We start from the raw sequence: 17,756 nt of genomic DNA, 5'->3' as shown, positions 1-17,756 counted from the left end.
TGACGGTGCTGCTGGCCGTTGTCCTGTCAGTCCCGGCACCGCTCACCCCGCTGGCCGCAGCCGCAGAGTTGCCGGGCCGCCCTGATGTCCCCGAAGTTGAACCGACGCGTGTGGTGGAGGTGAACTCACCCCGAGCCAAGGCGGCCCGGGCTCATGCAGCCAGGCAGAAGAGGGCCAACCAACGTTTGATCGCATCGGCGGACACCGAGCGCCGCACGGCTTGGCCCGCGCCGTCCGTGACCGAGAGCAAGCTGACGAGCTCTCCCCGAACGGACGCTGGCCCCGTCACCGTTACGGCGGTGAAGGCCAGCGTGTCTTCGCGGCAGGCACGTACGCGCGCCGCAGGCGACGTGAAGGTCAGGGTCCTGGATCAGAAGACGGCTCGCAGAGCCGGAGTGACGGGCCTGCTGTTCACGGTCGAGGCCGAAGAGGCCGGCGCTGCGCGGATCACGGTCGACTACAGCTCCTTCGCCTCTGCCGTGGGCGGAAACTGGTCCTCGCGCCTGGGCCTGGTCACGCTGCCCGCGTGTGTGCTGACAACCCCCGGCAAGCAGCGGTGCCGGGCCGCCCAGGTGGAGAACTCGACGGACAACGACGTCCACGCCGAGACCGTTACCGCACGTACCAGCATCGCGGCGGCGTCGGACGACGCGCCGACGGTCATGGCGCTCATGGCCACCTCAACGACTGCTTCCACCGCAGGTGCCGGGGACTTCAAGGCGACCTCGCTGGCGGCTTCCTCCACCTGGGAGGCGGGCGGTTCGTCCGGCGCGTTCACCTGGTCATACCCGATCACGACACCTCCTGCGGCAGCAGGCCCCGCGCCGTCCCTGGCCTTGTCCTACGACTCCGGCAGCATTGACGGCCGTACCGCCAACACAAACAACCAAGGCTCCTTGGTGGGCGAGGGTTTCGACCTGACCTCCTCATACATCGAGCGCAAGTACGGTGCCTGTGACGACGACGGACAGACCGACAAATTCGACCTGTGCTGGAAGTACGACAACGCCTCACTCGTGCTGAACGGAAGGGCCACAGAGCTCGTCAAGGACGACAGCAGTGGAACGTGGCGTCTCAAGGACGACGACGCCTCCAAGGTCGTCCGTCTCACGGGCGCGGACAATGGCGACGAGGGTGGCGAGCACTGGCAGCTGACCACCAGTGATGGCACCACTTACACCTTCGGCCTGAACAAGCTTCCCGGTGCAGGGACCGAGCGCACGAACTCGGCATGGACGGTGCCGGTCTTCGGTGACGACAGCGGAGAGCCTGGCTACAGCAAAGGCACCCAGTTCAAGGACCGTGTAGAGACTCAGGCATGGCGCTGGAACCTCGACCTGGTCCAGGACGTTCACGGCAACGCCGCCACTTATTGGTATGCCGCAGAGAGCAACCACTATGCGCAGAACGGCAGCAAGACGGCGCTCGCTCGGTATGTCCGTGGCGGCTACCTGAAGGAGATTCTCTACGGTCAGCGAGCCGAGACGCTGTTCACCGCCCCGGCATCCGACAAGGTCACCTTCACCTACAAGGAACGCTGCACCACCAGCTGCTCGTCCCTCACCGCTGACACAGCGGACAACTGGCCCGATGTGCCCTTCGACAGCATTTGCTCAGCCAGCGAGACAGACTGTCAGGCCACTGGACCCTCCTTCTTCACACGCAAAAGGCTGTCCAGCATAGACACCTTCTTCTGGTCGCGGGCTGCGGAACCTGACGCCTTCGAGCCAGTCGACACCTACACCCTGTCGCAAGCGTTCTTCGACGGTCAGGACATCGGCAACAGTTCGGACCAGGTCCTCACGCTCACGTCGCTGACGCGCACGGGCAAGAATGGCACCGCCCTGTCCGTGCCGCCGATCGAATTCACCTACCAACAGCGTCCCAACCGGGTTGACTCGCCCAGTGACGACATCCTTCCGCTTACCCGGCCCAGGATCTCCTCCATCACATCCGAGACCGGCGCGATCACGTCCGTCACACTCTCCGAGCCGGAGTGCGTCCGCGGCAGAACCATGCCCGCGGCCGAAGACAACAACAACCTGTCCTGCTACCCGGTCTACTGGCCCATCAACGGCGGTGACCCGGGTCTGGACTGGTTCCACAAGTACCGCGTCACCTCCATCACCACGAACGATCCGGCCGCAGGAAACCCCGGAACCCAGCTCTCCTACGACTACTCCACCCCCGGCTGGCACTACAGCGACGACCCCTTCACCAAGGAAGACCAGCGCACCTGGTCCATCTGGCGCGGCTATCAGAAGGTCACCATCTACACAGGGGACCCGGGGACCACCAGATCCAAGACAGTGAAGCTGTTCATGCAGGGCATGAACGGCGACAAGCGTAAGGACGGCACAACACGCACCGCGGTCGTCAAGGGCATCGACCTGAGCAACGACTCCACCACGACCACCGATGACCTCGACGTTGCCGACCTGGATGACCACGATCGCTATGCCGGCCAACTGCGCCAGCAGATCACTTACAACGGGGCCTCCACCGCAATCACTGCCACCGTCAACAACCTCTGGTCCCACCAGACGGCCAGCCAGCAGAAGTCGTACGCCAACGCCAAAGCTCACTTCGTCAGGACGGCTCGCACCTACAGCCACACCTACCTGACTGTCGAGAAGAAATGGCGAACCACCGCCACCTCGTATTCCCACGACACCACCTACGGCATGACGACCAGTGTCGAGGACCATGGCAACTGGGCCGTGACCGGAGATGAGACCTGCACACGCACGTGGTATGCCCGCAACTCCACCAAGGGGCTCACCAGTCTCGTATCGCGCAACAGAATCGTCTCCAAGCCCTGTGCCAACACTGACGACATCCTCACGCTGCCGACGAACTCCGGCAGCCGTGGTGATGTCCTGTCGGACGTCGCCGTCGTCTACGACAACCCCACAGCAACCGGCTGGGCGCCCAGCCAGGTGCCGTCCCTGGGCCTGGCCACCTGGACCGGCCGCGCCAAGGCCTACCCAGCCGCCTCCGGAACCGCCGACCGTAATCCTTCGGCCACCACCGGCTGGCAGACCGTGAACACCACGACCTACGACAACACAGCAGCGAAGCTCGGCCGGCCGCTCACCGTCACGGACGCCAAGGGCAACAGCACCACGACGACGTACTACCCAGCCGCCGCCGGACCGCTCACCACCATGGTCGTCAGAGCACCCAAGCTCGCCTCCAACAACCAGTCACACCAGACGACCACCAACTACAACCCGGCCCGCGGCACGACCAACTACGTACTCGACGCCAACGTCAAGCGCACTGAGCACACTTACGACGCCCTCGGCCGTATCACCGCCACCTGGCTGCCCAACCGTTCCAAGTCCGGCGGCGCCAGCCCCAACGCCAAATACAACTACGGCCTCACACGCAACGCGGCTCCCTGGTCTTCCGTGGCCACGCTCAAGGCAGACGGCACGAACTACTCGACGACGTACTCCCTCTACGACTCCCAGCTACGCCCGATCCAGATACAAGCCCCGTCTCCGCTGGGTGGTCGAATCCTCACCGAGACGCGCTACGACAGCCGCGGTCTGGCCCACCAGACCCATACGGACGTCTACGACAATCTCAAGAGCCCCAGTGGCACCTATGCGCAAGTTCCCAACGCCGGTGGCGCGCAGACCGAGACCCAATACGACGGCGCTGGGCGGCCCACCAAGACGGCCTTCCTCGTCGGAGGTGTGAAGAAGTGGGAAACCACGGCCACCTACACAGGGGACTCGACCGCAACCAGCGCACCAGCGGGTGGCAACGCCACGCGCACCATCCTCGACCACCTCGGCCGTACGTCTGAGACCCGTACCTACGCCGGAACTCAGCCGAACGACACCGCGTACGGCGCCTCCACCGGTACGCCCTACACAAGAGTCCGCTACACCTACACACGCGACGGCAAACCGGAAACCATCACCGGCCCCGACCAGACCGCGTGGTCCTACGCCTACGACCTCTTCGGCCGCGAGGTGCAGGCCGTCGACCCAGACAAGGGCACGACGAGAAGGACGTACACCGCCCTCGACCAGGTCGAGACCACGAAAGACGACGAAGACCGCACTCTCCTCTACTCCTACGACGAACTCGGCCGCAAGACCGGCCTGTGGCACACCGCCCAGACCGACGCCAACCAGCTCGCCGCCTGGACCTACGACACCCTTCTGAAGGGGCAGCCCAGCGAGTCGATCCGGTACGAGAACGGCAAGACAGGCAAGCGCTACACCAAAGCGGTCACGGCATACGACACCCTGTACCGGCCCACGGCCATCAGCCTCACCTTGCCGTCAGACGACCCGCTGGTGACCTCCGAGGCTGTCACACCGACAACCACCTTCGAGACCGACTACCGCCTTGACGGCACGGTAGCGACCACCAGAGAACCCGCAGCCGCGGGCCTTGCTTCCGAACTACTCACCCATCGCTACAACAGCTCCGGTCTCCAGACCGGACTCTCCGGTATTTCGGGATACCTGCTCGCGACCGACTACACGGCGCTCGGCCAAGCGGCCCAGCTCCAACTCGGCACATCAACGGCCGAAGGAACCAAGCGGGTCTTCCTCACGAACACCTACGAGAGCGGCACGCGCCGCCTCCTGACGGCCGCCGTGGACGACCAGACCCGGGGCCCGGTCCAGGACCTGACGTACACCTACGACGACGCCGGAAACGTCACGGCGATCACCGACAGCGCGAACACGGGCACGGGCGCCGACAACCAGTGCTTTACGTACGACGCCTACCGTCGCCTGAGCGAAGCCTGGACGCCCAAGACCGCCAACTGTTCCCCCGCGGGGCGCACCACGGCCAATCTCGGCGGCCCCGCACCCTACTGGACCAGTTACACCTACACCGCTTCCGGCCAGCGAAAGACCGAACGCCAGAACTCGGGCACCCCAGTCACCACCACCTACTGCTACGACTCGACTCGACCGCATGCCCTGAGCGCTACCACGACGTCCGGGAACTGCACCGGCGTCGCTCCGCAGTACACGTACGACGACACGGGCAACACGGAGAAGCGCGTCAAGAAGGCCGGCGCCACCGTCACGCAGACACTCGACTGGAGCAAAGAAGACCAGTTGGTTCGTCTGACCGACGACGCATCAGCCACATCCACGAACTACGTGTACGACGCCGACGGCGCTCTGCTCATCCGCCGTGACAACGCCCCCGGCGGTGAAACAGTCCTTTACCTGGGTGCCACAGAAGTGCATCTGAAGACCGGAAAGAAGTGGGCCAACCGGTACTACGGTGCGGCCGGTTCCAGCATTGCCCTGCGTACGAACGAGACTGGCACGCAGAAGCTGAGCTTCCTCGCGGCCGACCACCACGGCACGAGCACCGTCGCCATCACCGGCGACGCCGGCCAGAGCCTGAGCAAGCGCTATAGCACGCCCTTCGGCGCGAACCGCGGCCAGGTGACGGGCGTGTGGCCGGACGACAAGGCATTCCTGGGCATGTCGGCCGACGCGAGCACTGGCCTGACTCACATCGGGGCACGGGAATACGACCCTAGCCTCGGTCAGTTCATCAGCGTCGACCCCGTACTCCAGCTCGATCTGCACCAGACGCTGAACGGCTATTCCTACGGAATGCAGAACCCGGCCACGTTCTCCGACCCCGATGGCCGAAAGATTGCATGCGGTCCTGGGTTCGATGTGCCTTGCCCGAAGAACGACAGCAACGGCGATGGCGTGACGAACCCCGGTCACGCGAACACCAACGCCAAGGACACCAATATCACCTGGATGGATGAAGGGCCTCGCAATTCCGACACGAACGGCGACGGCTACATCACCCTGCTGCCCGGTGTTCATATACCGGCCGAGTGGTCCGGGACCGCACAGTTCATTCAGCACTTCTACGCAGAGTTGAACAAGTCGATCTATGGGCTTGACTTCTACATCGACAACGCCGACGACACCTATGTTCAGACTGTTGTGGGGAAGGGGCTCCTCGACGCGTGCCATGCAACCGGCTGCCCGTCTATGAAGGAGTTCTTCTTCAATTTCTTCGCAAGTAACGTGGTCGCCGGTATGAGCGAGATGGGTGTCGGTGGGCGTAGCGGACTAGGAAGGCTGCCCACCCCGAAGAACACGAAAAAGCCGACCTGTGGTCAGTGCTTCCTCGCCGGCACGGATGTGCTCATGGCCGATGGAAAAACGAAGAACATCGAAGATGTTCGCGTCGGCGACAAGGTCCTAGCGGCAGATCCGGAAACGGGTGAGGTAGGTCCGCGTGAGGTCACGAACCTCATTCGCACAAAGGAAGACAAAAAGTTCAACGAACTCTCCATTGCGACTGATGGTGGTGTCGAGCAGCTCGTAGCGACTTACGAGCACCCCTTCTGGTCGCCCTCGGAGAAGCGCTGGGTCGAAGCCCGTGATCTCAAAGTGGGCATGACACTGCTCACCGACGACGCCGATACGGCGATCGTTACGGGCAATAAGGCCTTCACTCGACGAGCGGTGACCTACAATCTCACCGTTGCTGACTTGCACGCGTACTATGTGCTGGCTGGGGACACGCCTGTACTCGTTCACAACAGCAATGGCAAGGGGTGCGGGCCGAGCGGGTCGGGAATATCTGCACGTCACGAAAATGCTGGTGATCTCGGCCAGTACACCGATGGGCAGAAGACCCGGGACCCGGCTTCGCAGTGGTATCACGAGGAGCTGAGTAATGATGAGCTCCTGGACGGCATCAACAATGCTGCTGAGGGAGATGGAATCCTCGTCTCGCGTGATGGCACGATTCTGGGAGGTCATCACCGCAAGGACGAGGTTCTGAGAAGGATCAGGGACGGGAGTCTTGACCCGGATACGCAGATTCGTATCGACGTCTACGATGGGGATTAGTTCTGATGGCACTCATCCATTTGACGGACCCCGACTTCCGCGTGTGTGAGATCAGCTTCGACTCGTTGCTGGTGATCCAGGCAGAGGCGGAGGAGCGAGGCTGGGCAACTCGATGGTCCTCCGTGGATGCGCTTCGGAGTCAGGTCAGGGAAGGCGCCGTTTTGCTCCGGCCGTTGATGCGGGAGGAGCGCGGAGGGGTTGTGCAGGCGTATCGATGTCTGCTGCTTTTCGCGACGGATGGTGACCAGAATGCTGGCGGAGTCGCCACTATCGACCTTGATCCGGCAAGGCTGAAATCTCTGGATCGAATCGATCGAGATCCTGCTGTTCGGAGAGTTCTCGCGCGGATGTTCACGCTAGCGACAGGTGGGATTTCGATGATCTCGAAGAAATAGCATCTGGATCTGCGTAGAAAGGTGACCGTCAGTTCACTGATTGGCGCTATTGCGGAACTCTGTATGTTCGCTATAGCGAAATCAAGAGGTCCTTGCGTGACCGGCTTCGCCTGTTATGCCGTCACGTGACGGCAGTAGTTGACGGCAACGGCGGCGAACACCAGGGGTGTTCGCCGCCGTTGCCGTGCGTCGGGGTCAGGGGCGGTCGAGAGCGTTTCCGAGGGCGGTCACGGCTTCGTGTTGGAGGCGGAGTCGGACGTGGGCGTAGACGGTGGCGGTGACGCCGATGTGGGCGTGGCCGAGGAGTTCCTTGATCACGACGAGTTCGACTCCCTGCTCCAGGAGCAGCGTCGCGGTCGAGTGGCGGAGGTCGTGGAAGCGGATGCGGCGGAGGCCGGCCTGGCGGAGGAGCGTGTTGAAGACGCGGCTGAGGTTGGTCGGGTCAATCGGTCTGCCCTGCGCAGTGGTGAACACGTGCACGCTGTGCTGCCACGCCGTGCCTGCGGCCTCACGTTCGCGCTTCTGCTGCTCACGGTGGAGCTTCAGCGACTGCGCGCAGCGAGCGGGGAGGGCGATGCGGCGCTCGGAGGCCCGTGTCTTGGTGGGCAGGGTGGTGAGACCGCCGGCATTGGTGCGCTGGAGTGTGCGGCGGATGGCGGCGGTACCTGCGTCGAGGTCGAGGTCCTCCCAGTTCAGGCCGAGGAGTTCACCCTTGCGGAGCCCGGTGTGAAGAGCGAGCTCGAACAGTGCGCGCAGCCGGTGATCTTGCGCGGTGTTGAGGAACTGGCGGGCTTCGTCGGCGGTGAGTGGTTCGAAGCGTCGAGGCCGTGGGGTCCCGGTGCGGACGTTACGGGCGACGTTGCGAGGGATCTCCTCCTCGCGCACGGCGTGCTCTAGGGCTGACTTGAGTACGGAGTGGATGTAGGTGAGCGTCAGCGGAGAAAGCCGCTTGGAGCAGCACCGGCTGACGGCGCAGCAGTGGGGTTGGTCGCGCCGTGCGTCGATGTGGCGGGTGCAGCACTGGCAGGTGGTGCGGAGCTGGTTGAGCCAGGTGCGGACGTCCTTGGCGGTGAGCTTGATGAGCTTCTTCTTACCCAGGCCGGGGATGAGGTACCGGTCGACGCAGGCGGTGTAGCGGGTGTGGGTGTTCTCGCGGAGGTGGTGGACGGCGACGTTCTCCAGCCAGTACGTCAGATACGCGGCCACGCTGCCCTGCGCGGAGGGGACGGGGAGGCCGCGGTTGCTGTTGGCGATCTTCTCGGTGAGCTTGGCCAGGGCCTCCTTGCGGGTGGTGCCATACACGCGAACACGGCGACGGGTGTTGCCGGGGGCGAGGACGTATCCGGCGGCTTCCCAGCGGCTGTCCTTACGCTGGTAGACGGTGCCGTCGCCGTTGGCTACTGGAGGCCGCCGAGGAACGCCTCGCGAAGGCCGGCGCCGAATTCGAAGCCGCCACAGCCCACCGGGACGCGATGCGTGCCGTCGTGGAGCAACGCAAGCGCCTCAGCGGCAACTACACCGACGAGGAGAAGGCCGCCAAGGCCCAGCTCCTGCGCGACAGACTTGCCGAAGGTCGACGCCGGCGCTGACTCCGGACCACGCCACGGCGTGGCAGCAGGGGGGACGACTCCCGGAGAGCTGTTCAGAGTTTCTTTACTTGATCAAGAAGGGCGCCCCGCTGACGCGGGCCGCCGCGCGCCGGCGGCCGGTGGCCGCCGCCCGCTCCTGTCTGCCGCCCCGCTGGCGACGCCCACCGGCCACTCGGCGCGCGGTGGCAGGCAAGCGAGGTGACCCTGATCCCGGAAGCAACCGCATCGGTCCGCAGCGGCGGCGCCAGGCCGACTGCGCCGAACGCCACACAGCACCACGTCAGGCCGTGGCAGCCGAAAGCCGCGATCGTCGTCGGCGTGCGGTCACAGGCGAGACCGCAGATCGAGCAGGCCATTCCGCTGCCGAGCGGTCAGGCCGGAGGAGGGCGGATGCCGAGACGGAACGAAGAGGCGGGGCTGAGGCCGGCGCGGGGTTACTGGAAGCACACGTGGCGGGTGCTCTCTCGGCGCGCCCGCCGCCGTGGCTGACTTTCTGTGGCTGAGCTTGAAGGCGGTGCGGGATCAGGTGACCAGCGAGGGTGGTGCGATCGTCCGTGCTCGGTCGTACAGGTCGCGGGCCGTTGCGTTCTTCAGATGAGGGCGCAGGAGACCGAACATCGCCTTCACGCGCTCGTCGGCGCGGCCGGACTGCACCTTGGGGTAGTCATCGAGGGCCTGGTGCCAGGTGGCGCAGGCCGCTTCCAGGTGGCCGAGTTCCAGCTGCCGCTCGGCCAGCAGGCCGCGGCGGTGTACTCGTGTGCGCTGGTACGTGCTGGGGCGGAGCCGGTCCGCCTGTTGCATGGCTTCGACGGCTCCGGACTTGTCGCTGAGTTCGTAACGTACCTGGCTGACGTGGTAGTTGAGCGAAGAGGGGTCGTACGAGCCGAACGCCTTGCCTCGTGACTCGGCGCGGTCCATGGCCGCCTCGGCCTCCCGGATGTAGCGCAACGCGCCCGTACGGTCGCCGGTCTGGGCAGCGGCGTGTGCCTGTTGGCCGACGAGGAAGGCCAGCATCCGAGGGCCGGCTTTCGGGGAGGCAGCGGCAGCGGCGTCGGCCAGCTCCATCGCCTTCGCGCCGTGGCGGAGGTCGACTGCCTGGACGCTCATGCCTCGCAGGGTGGTGCAGTACGTCAAGTGGTCTTCGGCAGCGCCCGCCAGCTCCAGGGCTTTGACGTAGTAGCGCTGCGCGAGACCGTGCAGCCCTTCGTCCACGGCCATGTAGCCGGTCAGGTAGAGCAGGTCCGAGGCGGCGGACAGCATCGCCTTGCGTACGGCCTCGGGTGCGTCGGCACGCAGGTAGGAGGCCACGGTGTTGACCATGAACGAGGCCGCCATGGGGCGTGCGTGACGGCCGCCGAACTCGTCGTCCAGTTCTGAGACGCGCTCGGTCATGGCGATGACCATGTCCACTTCGTTCATGCCGATGCGACTCGTGCGGCCGGACTGAATGGCATCGGCACGCCCGACTACATCAGGCCAGCCGGGAATGGTGACGGCCACGGAGAACAGACCGGCACCCAGGACGCTGCGCCGGGACGGGTCCATATCCAGCCTCCCCAGGTCGATCACCCCTTCCACGGTATCCGCAGCCGCGGAGGAGCGATCGCGTGGAACCGGCAGCCCGGCCTCGGCATGGGTGACGGGGCGGCCGAGGCGGCGGGAGAGGGCTTCGAGGATGCATCCGCGCACCGCACCGCGAGGGACGGTGCCGCCGAGCCAGTGGCTCACCGCCGACTCGTCGTAACGCAGAGGGATTCCGGTCTCCGTACCGACGCGGTTCACCGCCCGCGCGAACTGGCGGTGAGTCCAGCGGCTCTCGGCGAGCATGCGCCCAAGAGCCGCGTTCGGTTCACGCTTGGCCATGCCCTCAACTCCCCGCGTCCTTGCGAACTTTCAAGGCTTTCAAGTCCTGACGCTGCGGCAACGGTACCGCCGAGAGTGATCGTGCGGTTGCGTACAGGCAGCAGGGAACGGCGAGTCCTCGCCGCAGCCGTCGTCTGAGGGGCTGAGGGATGAGAAGCGAAGCACGGGCCTGTCTGGCCCGGATGACCGAGGAGCGGGGCTTGGATGGGGTGTTGAGGATCGACACCTACGAGGGCGCGGACCTGCGACCGGGTTCGAACCGGTTCTCGCTGTGTCTCTGCCCGCAGCACCGCAGTGCCACGCTTGAGGAGGGGGCGGCGAGGCTGAGCGCCGCAGTACGCGAGGTCAACGAGCGCAGCCGTGGGGAGCGGCTGTGAATCGGCTGGCCGCTACGCCGGACCGCTCCTGATCATCACCATCTCGGGATCGGTCGGCTTCGTCCTGGGCGTGGCTGCCGCGTCCCCACCCACCTGACTCCTCCCCGTCACCGCATCCAGGCTCCCCACCCGTGACGAGGGAGGGCCCGCCGACTGCAAACGGCGGGCACCCCGCCCGGCTGCCTTCTTCGCAAGGGTCCGGCAGCTGGACGGGTCCAACTCCGCAGCATCCGCCGCGGAGTCCACTGAAAGCCGTAAGGGAGAAAACGATGAACGTGGACGAGCTGTTCACCGGCGACCTGATCACCGGCGTCCCGGCCGTCGAGGCCGCGCTGCTCGACAAGATGCCGGGCGGCGGCGACAACAACGGCGACCACTGCAGCAAGTGATCCAGGGCTGACGCCAGGCGGGGCGGGGCCGTACGCGGCCCCGCCCCGCCGCACGACATCGGAAAGGGACGACATGCTGTCGATGCGTCTGCGCCTGGCCGATCTCCAGGAGCCCAAGTGGAGATCACAGGGCGCCCGTTGGATCAACGGCGAGAGCTGGCTCGAGCCTGCGAACGTGTCCACTCTCGTCATGGAAGTCAACGACGACCAAGCGCCGCGCGTACGGGTCCGCGTGAAGGAGTGCAAGCGGGACGAGGCCGACTTCGTCGAACTCACCATGGAGCCCGGACAAGCCCGACTGGCGGCGGGTGTCTTCGGTACAGCCCCGCTCTATCTGACAGAGAAGGCCGGCGAACTGCACGCTTCGTGGGACCTGACACTGCTGCGACCGCATCTGCGGGCCGACCGTCTGGTGGCGCGTGTCGTCGCCCGCACGCTGACGAGGCAGCACCGCTACACGTCCGAGACGCTCTTCCAAGGCGTCTACCGCCTCACCGAACGGGCAGCGGCCACGTTCACCCCTTCGGGACTCAGCATCCACTACCCCGACCCCGCCGAACACGTACTTGAGCCACGTACGCTGCGTCCCGGCGTTGAACCACTCGCCGCTCTGGACGAGTTGCTGACCGACGTAATCCGCCAGGCGCCGACGGCAACCGGATGCGTGGGCGTTGAGCTGTCCGGCGGAGCGGACTCCGGGAACGTCGCCCTGGCCGTGAAAGCAGCTCGCTTCCCCCAGGCGTACAGTTTCGGCCTGCTGGTGGGAGGGAACACTGGCAGGCAGCAGCGCGAGCGGCGTCGGGCCCTTGTGGAGCACTGCGGCTTCAGCGACACGGCCACCCCGGCCATCCCCGGCCATACAGCACCCACCCTTCTGCCCCGGAGGCGTGCGCGCTCTGTGCAAGCCGCACGACCCGGCGGGAGCCTTCTACCAGGAGGCGTTCGATGTCGTGCGCGAGCAGGCAGCCGCCCGGTGGTGCGAGGTCATGTTCACCGGCAGCGGCGGCGACGAGATCAACGCCCACCACTCCAGGACACAGGCCGAACTGCCGACACCCGAACCCGTACCGTGGCTCGGAGTCAAGGCAGCCCGAGCACTCGCCGAGGTGAACGAGCAGCTGGCACCCATCCCGGTACTGCCCGTACCGACCCTGATGGCGTTCGGGATGCACAACCCCGGATTCCTCCGGGCCGGAATATGGCCGGTGAGTCCGCTCGCACACCCGCGGATCGTGCGGTTCATGGAGCAGCTACCGCACGAGCACAAGCGCGGCAAGGCGTTGTTCCGCGAGCGGATCCGGCGGGCCGGGCTGCCAGAGTGGGTGGCGGCGCCGACCGAACCGGAGAACTTCCTGGCCGTCTTGGAGAAGGGTTTACGTTCCTACGGCTTGCCGGTCTTGGACGACATGCTGAAGGAGTCCATCCTGGTGGACCTCGGCTACGTTGACGGCAAGGCTCTCGCCAATGCGGGGAGGAACGCTGACTCCGCGCCGGTCGTCCCCGATCTGCTGTGCGATGTGCTCGCCCTGGAGGTCGGACTGCAAAGCCTCATGTGACCAGCCCCGACACGGAAGCGGAGCACGTGGAAGCCACCAACCTCCTGTACCGCGATCCGGCACTCTACGACGTGGTCCAGTCCGACAGCACGAGCGCCGGAATGTGCCAGACCCTGATCGAGCTGCACCGGCCGGACGCCCGGACCTTGGTCGACTTCGGATGCGGTACCGGCCGCGACCTGGAGATCCTCGCCAAGCGCTTCGAGTGCATCGGCGTGGACCTCCAGCCCGGCATGGTCGACTACGCCCACCAAGCCCGGCCCGAGCTGGACATCCGCACCGGTGACATGCGCACCGCACGACTCGGCAGCCGCAGGGACGTGGTGACGTGCATGGGCAACAGCCTCGCCTACGTACACGACAACGAGGCGATCAGCCAGGTCTTCGCCACCTTCGCCGCCCACGCCCGGCCAGGAACGCTGCTCGTGCTGTGTTCCCCCGTCGCCCCTATCACCCGGACCGAGCCGACCACCGCCACGGTCGAGACCCCGACGGGACCCGCGACCGTCACCATCCGCCACACGTGGGACCTGCGGACCCAGATCAACACCATGCACCGGCACTGGATGCTCCCCTCGGGCGACGAGGCCCGAGACGAGATCCGCAGGCGCGTCCTGTTCCCCCAGGAGCTCGAACGCTACGCCCAGGCCGCCGGCTTCGAGGTCCTGGACATGCTCGACGGCACAGGGACAGGGCTCACCGGCCCCACCGCATACACGGTGGCCCGACAAACTCCGCGGTGACCGGCGGAGCGAGAAAAGGCACCGGCACCGCCGCCCGACTCCTGACGGCAGTAGCGACGGCAACAGCCACGGATTTCCCCGCACAACCACGGACGCCAGCGGAACGCAAAAACCGCGCTGACCAGCGAAGAAGCAGGTAGAGGGGTACCGCGTAGCACACGTACTATGTGCTGGCGGGGCAGACTCCGGTCCTCGTTCACAATAGCAACTGTCCGATAGTGGCGCGGATTACTCCCGGGTCTCTCCCTCCGGCAGAAGAGGCTGCTCTTGGCCGCACGTTGAGTCATATTGGCGCGGGAACAGTCCCTACTGGTCCGACCGCAAGGAGATGGGGCATTCCATTTAGGAATCGCGAAGGGAAGTTGCCTGGCGGACAGGGGAGTAGCTCTCCCTACCGCGAGTATCGTGTGGAGCCGCCACCCGGCACTCCAGGGGCTGGCCCTCTTCGCGTGGTCCGCAACGATCAGACGGGTGAGACGTACTACACGTGGACTCACTATGGCGATTCTGGAGATCCGGCATTTGTTCAGGTTCGGTGATAGGGCGTGACGGGTTTTAAGTCAGGGCTTACGTGGGTCCGTGGTGATGAAATCTATTGTCTTGCGAGTGGTCTCGCCCGGCAGGGGTATCGCGTGTACTCCATGACCACTGCCGGGGGTGCGGGTGGTCGCGCGGCATTCTTCAACGCCGTTCGCGCGGTACTTCCGCTGGATCCCCCGGTAGTAAGCTCGCATAGCTTGGACGCGCTTTCTGATTCCCTCTGGGGCGGGATCTACTCAACCGATGATCAGAAAATTGCGATCATTTGGGAAGACTCGTTGCGTTTTTTCGAGGATTCTCCGAAGGAATTTGAGGATGCGTGTTCGGTCCTGGCTGAAGTCGCCGAGTCTCTAACTGATGAGGCGTTTACGGTCGGACGCCCAAAACAGGTTCGTGTCTTCGTTTCAAGAGAGTAGTTCTTGGCTGAACCTGAGCACAGCGCAGCTCCGACGGTGGCTCCTTCACTGCATGTGATTGCTGGCCGCCGACCGATGTGATCATCTCTGGAGGGTGACAGGCTGAGATCCTGTGATGCGGGTTCTCCTTGCGCCCGCACCAAACCTCAGCTTCTCCGCGCAATGAATATGGAGCCCGGCCGGAAGTCCTTCCGGCCGGGCTCCATATGGCGTTTGACGGCAACGCTGACGGCAACGTCAGCGGGTGGCGACCGCAGTGGGTGGGTCGTCAGGGTCGTCGTCCTGGCCGCCGAGGGCGTGCCCCAAGGCGTCGATGACGTCGCGCTGGAGACGGAGCCGGACGTGGGCGTAGACGGTGGCGGTGACAAGTCCAGCCTGAACCGCAGGATCTTCTGGCTGGCGATCACGGGACCGATCGGGCTGCTGCTGGCGTTCGTCGTGAACGGCAACCTGTCCGCGTCAGCGATGCTCGTCTACGGCTGCGTCTGCGCCGTATGGCTGTTGTACCTGTGGGTGTCCTGGTCGATCATGCGGCGCCTGCACCTTCGGTAGGAGCGCAAGCTCCGTATGTGACAGCCCGGTCGCGCGCCCCGAGCGTTCAGCTCAGCCCCAATCCCGCCCCGACCGCCCCCGCTTGGTCTGTGAGCGCTGCTTCTTCTCCTGCAGGCGCCGTTCGTTGATGCCGCGTGGGATGCGGGTCGGGCGGCGGGGCTTGGGGGGTGGGGCGGTGGCCTCGGCGAGGAGGGAGGCGAGGCGTACGGCGGCGGTCTCGCGGTTGCGCCACTGGGAACGGTGCTCGGAGGCGCGTACGGTGACGACGCCGTCGACGAGACGGCCGGCCAGCCGCTCCAGTGCCCGCCGCTTCCACACGTCGGGCAGCGCCTTGGTGCGGGCGAGGTCGAAGCGCAGCTCCACCTGCGAGTCACTGGTGTTGACGTGCTGCCCGCCGGGCCCGGACGACCGCGAGAAACGCCACATGAGCTCGGCCTCGGGGAGCGAGACGGAGCCGCGGATGACGTAAGGACCGGACATGCCCCCATGGTCGCCCGTCTGTCCGGGCCACGTCACGCGAATATCGGTCGGTAAAGAAAGTAAAGAGGGCTGGAACCTTCCCTCGCGCCCTCGCGTTCCTAGGGGTAGCTGTAGCTTCATGCAGTACCGCCGTACTGCTCGTACGCATACAAAGGGAAGGGACTCCCAACATGGCAGTAAGCCTGTCCAAGGGTGGCAACGTCTCGCTCACCAAGGAGGCTCCGGGCCTGACCGCCGTCACCGTGGGCCTCGGCTGGGACGTCCGCACCACCACCGGCACGGACTTCGACCTCGACGCCTCGGCGATCGCGGTCAACACGGAGGGCAAGGTGTACTCCGACGCCCACTTCGTCTTCTTCAACAACAAGCAGACGCCGGACAGCACGATCGTCCACACCGGTGACAACCGCACCGGCGAGGGCGCGGGCGACGACGAGGCGATCAACGTCAACCTCGCCGGGCTCCCGGCCGACATCGACAAGATCGTGTTCCCGGTCTCGATCTACGACGCCGAGAACCGCTCGCAGAACTTCGGCCAGGTGCGCAACGCCTACATCCGCATCGTCAACCAGGCCGGCGGCGCCGAGATCGCCCGCTACGACCTGTCCGAGGACGCCGCCACGGAGACCGCCATGGTCTTCGGCGAGCTGTACCGCAACGGCGCGGAGTGGAAGTTCCGCGCGGTCGGCCAGGGCTACGCCTCGGGCCTGGTGGGCATCGCCCAGGACTTCGGCGTGAACGTCTGACGGACGCAGCGCGAGACGGGAACCCCTGGCTTCGGCTGGGGGTTCCCGCGTGTCCGGGGGCCTTCGGGGGCCCCGCATATCCGGGGTTTCCACGTATCCCGGCTTCTCGCGTATCCGAAGGCATCCGCGACCCGAGCAGGTAGCGTCCCGCCCGTGCACCTCGACCCGCTCCTCCTCACCCCCGACCACGACATCCCGGCCCCGCTGCTGACCGAACTCACCGCGCTCTACGCCTCGAACCACGAGTTCCACGCCCTCAGCGGCGACTTCCCGGACCCGGACGACATCCGCCCCGAGCAGGTGGCGACCGCGCTGGCCGACGAATTGGCGCACCCGGACGTGGAGGTGCTGCTCGCCCGCGTCCAGGGGCGGCTGGCCGGCCTCGTCATCACGCTCGCCCGTCACCCCGACCCGGCCGACCCGGACCCGTGGATCGGGCTGCTGATGGTGGACGCGAGCCTGCACGGGCAGGGGCACGGGCGGCGGATCGCGCAGGGCGTCGAGGAGCGTCTCCGCGCCGCGGGCGCCACCGCCGTACGCCTCGCCGTTCTCGCCGGCAATGCCAAGGGCCTCGCCTTCTGGACGTCCCTCGGCTACGAGGTGCTCGACCACCGCGAGGACCGCCAACGGGGCCGCCCCTGCACGGTCCTGCGCAAGCTCCTGCGCACCCCGCGCCGGGCCGCCCGTGTCGCCGTCGTCGACCCCGAGGGCGCGGTCTTCCTCTTCCGGTACGACAACAGCGAGGTCGGCATCCACTGGGCACTGCCCGGCGGCGGCCTGGAGGCGGACGAAACCCCGCGCCAGGGCGCCCTGCGCGAACTGGTCGAGGAGACGGGCTGGCAGGACCTGGCGGCGGGCCCGCTGCTGTGCACGTGGGAGCACGACTTCACCCGCGCCGACATCCCCGTCCGCCAGTACGAGCACATCTACGTCACCCGGGGCCCGCGCCGCGAACCGTCGGGGCCCCAAGTGGCCGCCGAGCACGCGGCGGACGGCATTCTCGGCTGGCGCTGGTGGACGCGTGAGGAGCTGGCCGCCGCCACGGACGCGGTGTGGCCGCCCGACTTGGGCCCGCTTCTGACGCAGTGGGAGACGTCCGCATAACGGATCGCCGGAAACGGCTGTCGGCCCGCACGGCAACCCTCATGGCGGCGGGCGACCTGTACGGCTCGGGCAGCGCCGAGTACAACGCGGTGGCGGCGGCCTGGAAGGCGGTCAACGTCAACTGATCTCGC

Annotated in this window: 14 protein-coding genes and 1 pseudogene; 11 read left to right on the top strand and 4 right to left on the bottom strand. The window is 66.0% G+C overall.

Annotated features, from left to right (window positions below; genetic code table 11):
- Positions 1-299: 299 nt before the first annotated feature.
- Entirely contained in the window at positions 300-6,875 is a 6,576-nt protein-coding gene (locus ICC28_RS16725) for a polymorphic toxin-type HINT domain-containing protein (RefSeq protein WP_317454029.1), read from the top strand.
- 5 nt (positions 6,876-6,880) lie between these two features.
- The gene (locus ICC28_RS16720; protein WP_078861412.1) at positions 6,881-7,270 is read left to right on the top strand and encodes a hypothetical protein; all 390 of its coding nucleotides are present in this window, start codon (positions 6,881-6,883) and stop codon (positions 7,268-7,270) included.
- Between the two features lie 195 nt (positions 7,271-7,465).
- Here ICC28_RS16720 and ICC28_RS16715 read toward each other — a convergent pair whose 3' ends face one another.
- Positions 7,466-8,713: a tyrosine-type recombinase/integrase gene (locus ICC28_RS16715; protein WP_188289498.1), complete on the bottom strand. Its 1,248-nt coding sequence runs from the start codon at positions 8,711-8,713 to the stop codon at positions 7,466-7,468.
- A 668-nt stretch (positions 8,714-9,381) separates the two neighbouring features.
- Complete coding sequence (locus ICC28_RS16705; protein ID WP_223188959.1) at positions 9,382-10,722, bottom strand: tetratricopeptide repeat protein; 1,341 nt, start codon at positions 10,720-10,722, stop codon at positions 9,382-9,384.
- A gap of 149 nt (positions 10,723-10,871) precedes the next feature.
- Between ICC28_RS16705 and ICC28_RS16700 the strand changes: the two genes are divergently transcribed.
- The gene (locus ICC28_RS16700) at positions 10,872-11,099 is read left to right on the top strand and encodes a hypothetical protein (RefSeq protein WP_223188958.1); all 228 of its coding nucleotides are present in this window, start codon (positions 10,872-10,874) and stop codon (positions 11,097-11,099) included.
- 513 nt (positions 11,100-11,612) lie between these two features.
- Here the strand turns inward: ICC28_RS16700 and ICC28_RS40575 are convergent.
- The gene (locus ICC28_RS40575; protein ID WP_223188957.1) at positions 11,613-12,305 is read right to left on the bottom strand and encodes a hypothetical protein; all 693 of its coding nucleotides are present in this window, start codon (positions 12,303-12,305) and stop codon (positions 11,613-11,615) included.
- A gap of 70 nt (positions 12,306-12,375) precedes the next feature.
- Between ICC28_RS40575 and ICC28_RS40570 the strand changes: the two genes are divergently transcribed.
- The 5 genes from ICC28_RS40570 (at position 12,376) to ICC28_RS16675 (ending at position 15,295) form a co-directional block, all read left to right on the top strand.
- Positions 12,376-13,044 carry a hypothetical protein gene (locus ICC28_RS40570; protein WP_223188956.1) on the top strand — a complete coding sequence of 223 codons (669 nt, stop codon included), beginning with the start codon at positions 12,376-12,378 and terminating at the stop codon, positions 13,042-13,044.
- A complete protein-coding gene (locus ICC28_RS16690; RefSeq protein WP_188289359.1) occupies positions 13,041-13,787 on the top strand; it encodes a class I SAM-dependent methyltransferase in 747 nt (248 codons plus the stop codon). The genes ICC28_RS40570 and ICC28_RS16690 overlap by 4 nt, the downstream gene beginning before the upstream one ends.
- A 167-nt stretch (positions 13,788-13,954) precedes the next feature.
- On the top strand, positions 13,955-14,326 hold the full coding sequence (locus ICC28_RS41515; protein WP_188289358.1) for a ribonuclease domain-containing protein: 372 nt from the start codon (positions 13,955-13,957) through the stop codon (positions 14,324-14,326).
- A 102-nt stretch (positions 14,327-14,428) separates the two neighbouring features.
- Positions 14,429-14,743 (top strand): barstar family protein, encoded by a 315-nt coding sequence (locus ICC28_RS16680; protein WP_223188996.1) that lies wholly within the window; start codon positions 14,429-14,431, stop codon positions 14,741-14,743.
- A 213-nt stretch (positions 14,744-14,956) separates the two neighbouring features.
- Positions 14,957-15,295, top strand: coding sequence for a hypothetical protein (locus tag ICC28_RS16675; RefSeq protein ID WP_188289356.1), 339 nt, complete (start codon positions 14,957-14,959; stop codon positions 15,293-15,295).
- A 51-nt stretch (positions 15,296-15,346) separates the two neighbouring features.
- On the opposite strand, the gene arfB is transcribed toward ICC28_RS16675, so the two are convergent.
- Positions 15,347-15,775 carry an alternative ribosome rescue aminoacyl-tRNA hydrolase ArfB gene (arfB, locus tag ICC28_RS16670; RefSeq protein ID WP_188289355.1) on the bottom strand — a complete coding sequence of 143 codons (429 nt, stop codon included), beginning with the start codon at positions 15,773-15,775 and terminating at the stop codon, positions 15,347-15,349.
- 170 nt (positions 15,776-15,945) lie between these two features.
- Here arfB and ICC28_RS16665 point away from each other — a divergent pair, with 170 nt between their 5' ends.
- The 3 genes and pseudogenes from ICC28_RS16665 to ICC28_RS16655 form a co-directional block, all read left to right on the top strand.
- Positions 15,946-16,521, top strand: a complete 576-nt coding sequence (locus ICC28_RS16665) for a TerD family protein (RefSeq protein WP_188289354.1) — start codon at positions 15,946-15,948, stop codon at positions 16,519-16,521.
- Between the two features lie 153 nt (positions 16,522-16,674).
- Positions 16,675-17,625 carry a GNAT family N-acetyltransferase gene (locus ICC28_RS16660; RefSeq protein ID WP_188289353.1) on the top strand — a complete coding sequence of 317 codons (951 nt, stop codon included), beginning with the start codon at positions 16,675-16,677 and terminating at the stop codon, positions 17,623-17,625.
- 20 nt (positions 17,626-17,645) lie between these two features.
- A pseudogene (locus tag ICC28_RS16655) lies at positions 17,646-17,750 on the top strand (M4 family metallopeptidase); the annotation flags it as partial.
- Between the last annotated feature and the right edge of the window lie 6 nt (positions 17,751-17,756).

Origin of the sequence: Streptomyces sp. TRM68416 (genome assembly GCF_014596915.1) — a bacterium.
GTDB lineage: Bacteria > Actinomycetota > Actinomycetes > Streptomycetales > Streptomycetaceae > Streptomyces.
Note: the sequence above shows the minus strand (reverse complement) of the source record. Positions and strands in the feature narration are given on the sequence as shown.

Bases quoted from the DNA above. Each gene is read 5' to 3' on its own strand.
- ICC28_RS16665 (WP_188289354.1), top strand. From the start codon at position 15,946: ATGGCAGTAAGCCTGTCCAAGGGTGGCAACGTCTCGCTCACCAAGGAG.
- ICC28_RS16705 (WP_223188959.1), bottom strand. From the start codon at position 10,722: ATGGCCAAGCGTGAACCGAACGCGGCTCTTGGGCGCATGCTCGCCGAG.
- ICC28_RS16680 (WP_223188996.1), top strand. From the start codon at position 14,429: ATGACCACTGCCGGGGGTGCGGGTGGTCGCGCGGCATTCTTCAACGCC.
- ICC28_RS16720 (WP_078861412.1), top strand. From the start codon at position 6,881: ATGGCACTCATCCATTTGACGGACCCCGACTTCCGCGTGTGTGAGATC.
- ICC28_RS16700 (WP_223188958.1), top strand. From the start codon at position 10,872: ATGAGAAGCGAAGCACGGGCCTGTCTGGCCCGGATGACCGAGGAGCGG.
- arfB (WP_188289355.1), bottom strand. From the start codon at position 15,775: ATGTCCGGTCCTTACGTCATCCGCGGCTCCGTCTCGCTCCCCGAGGCC.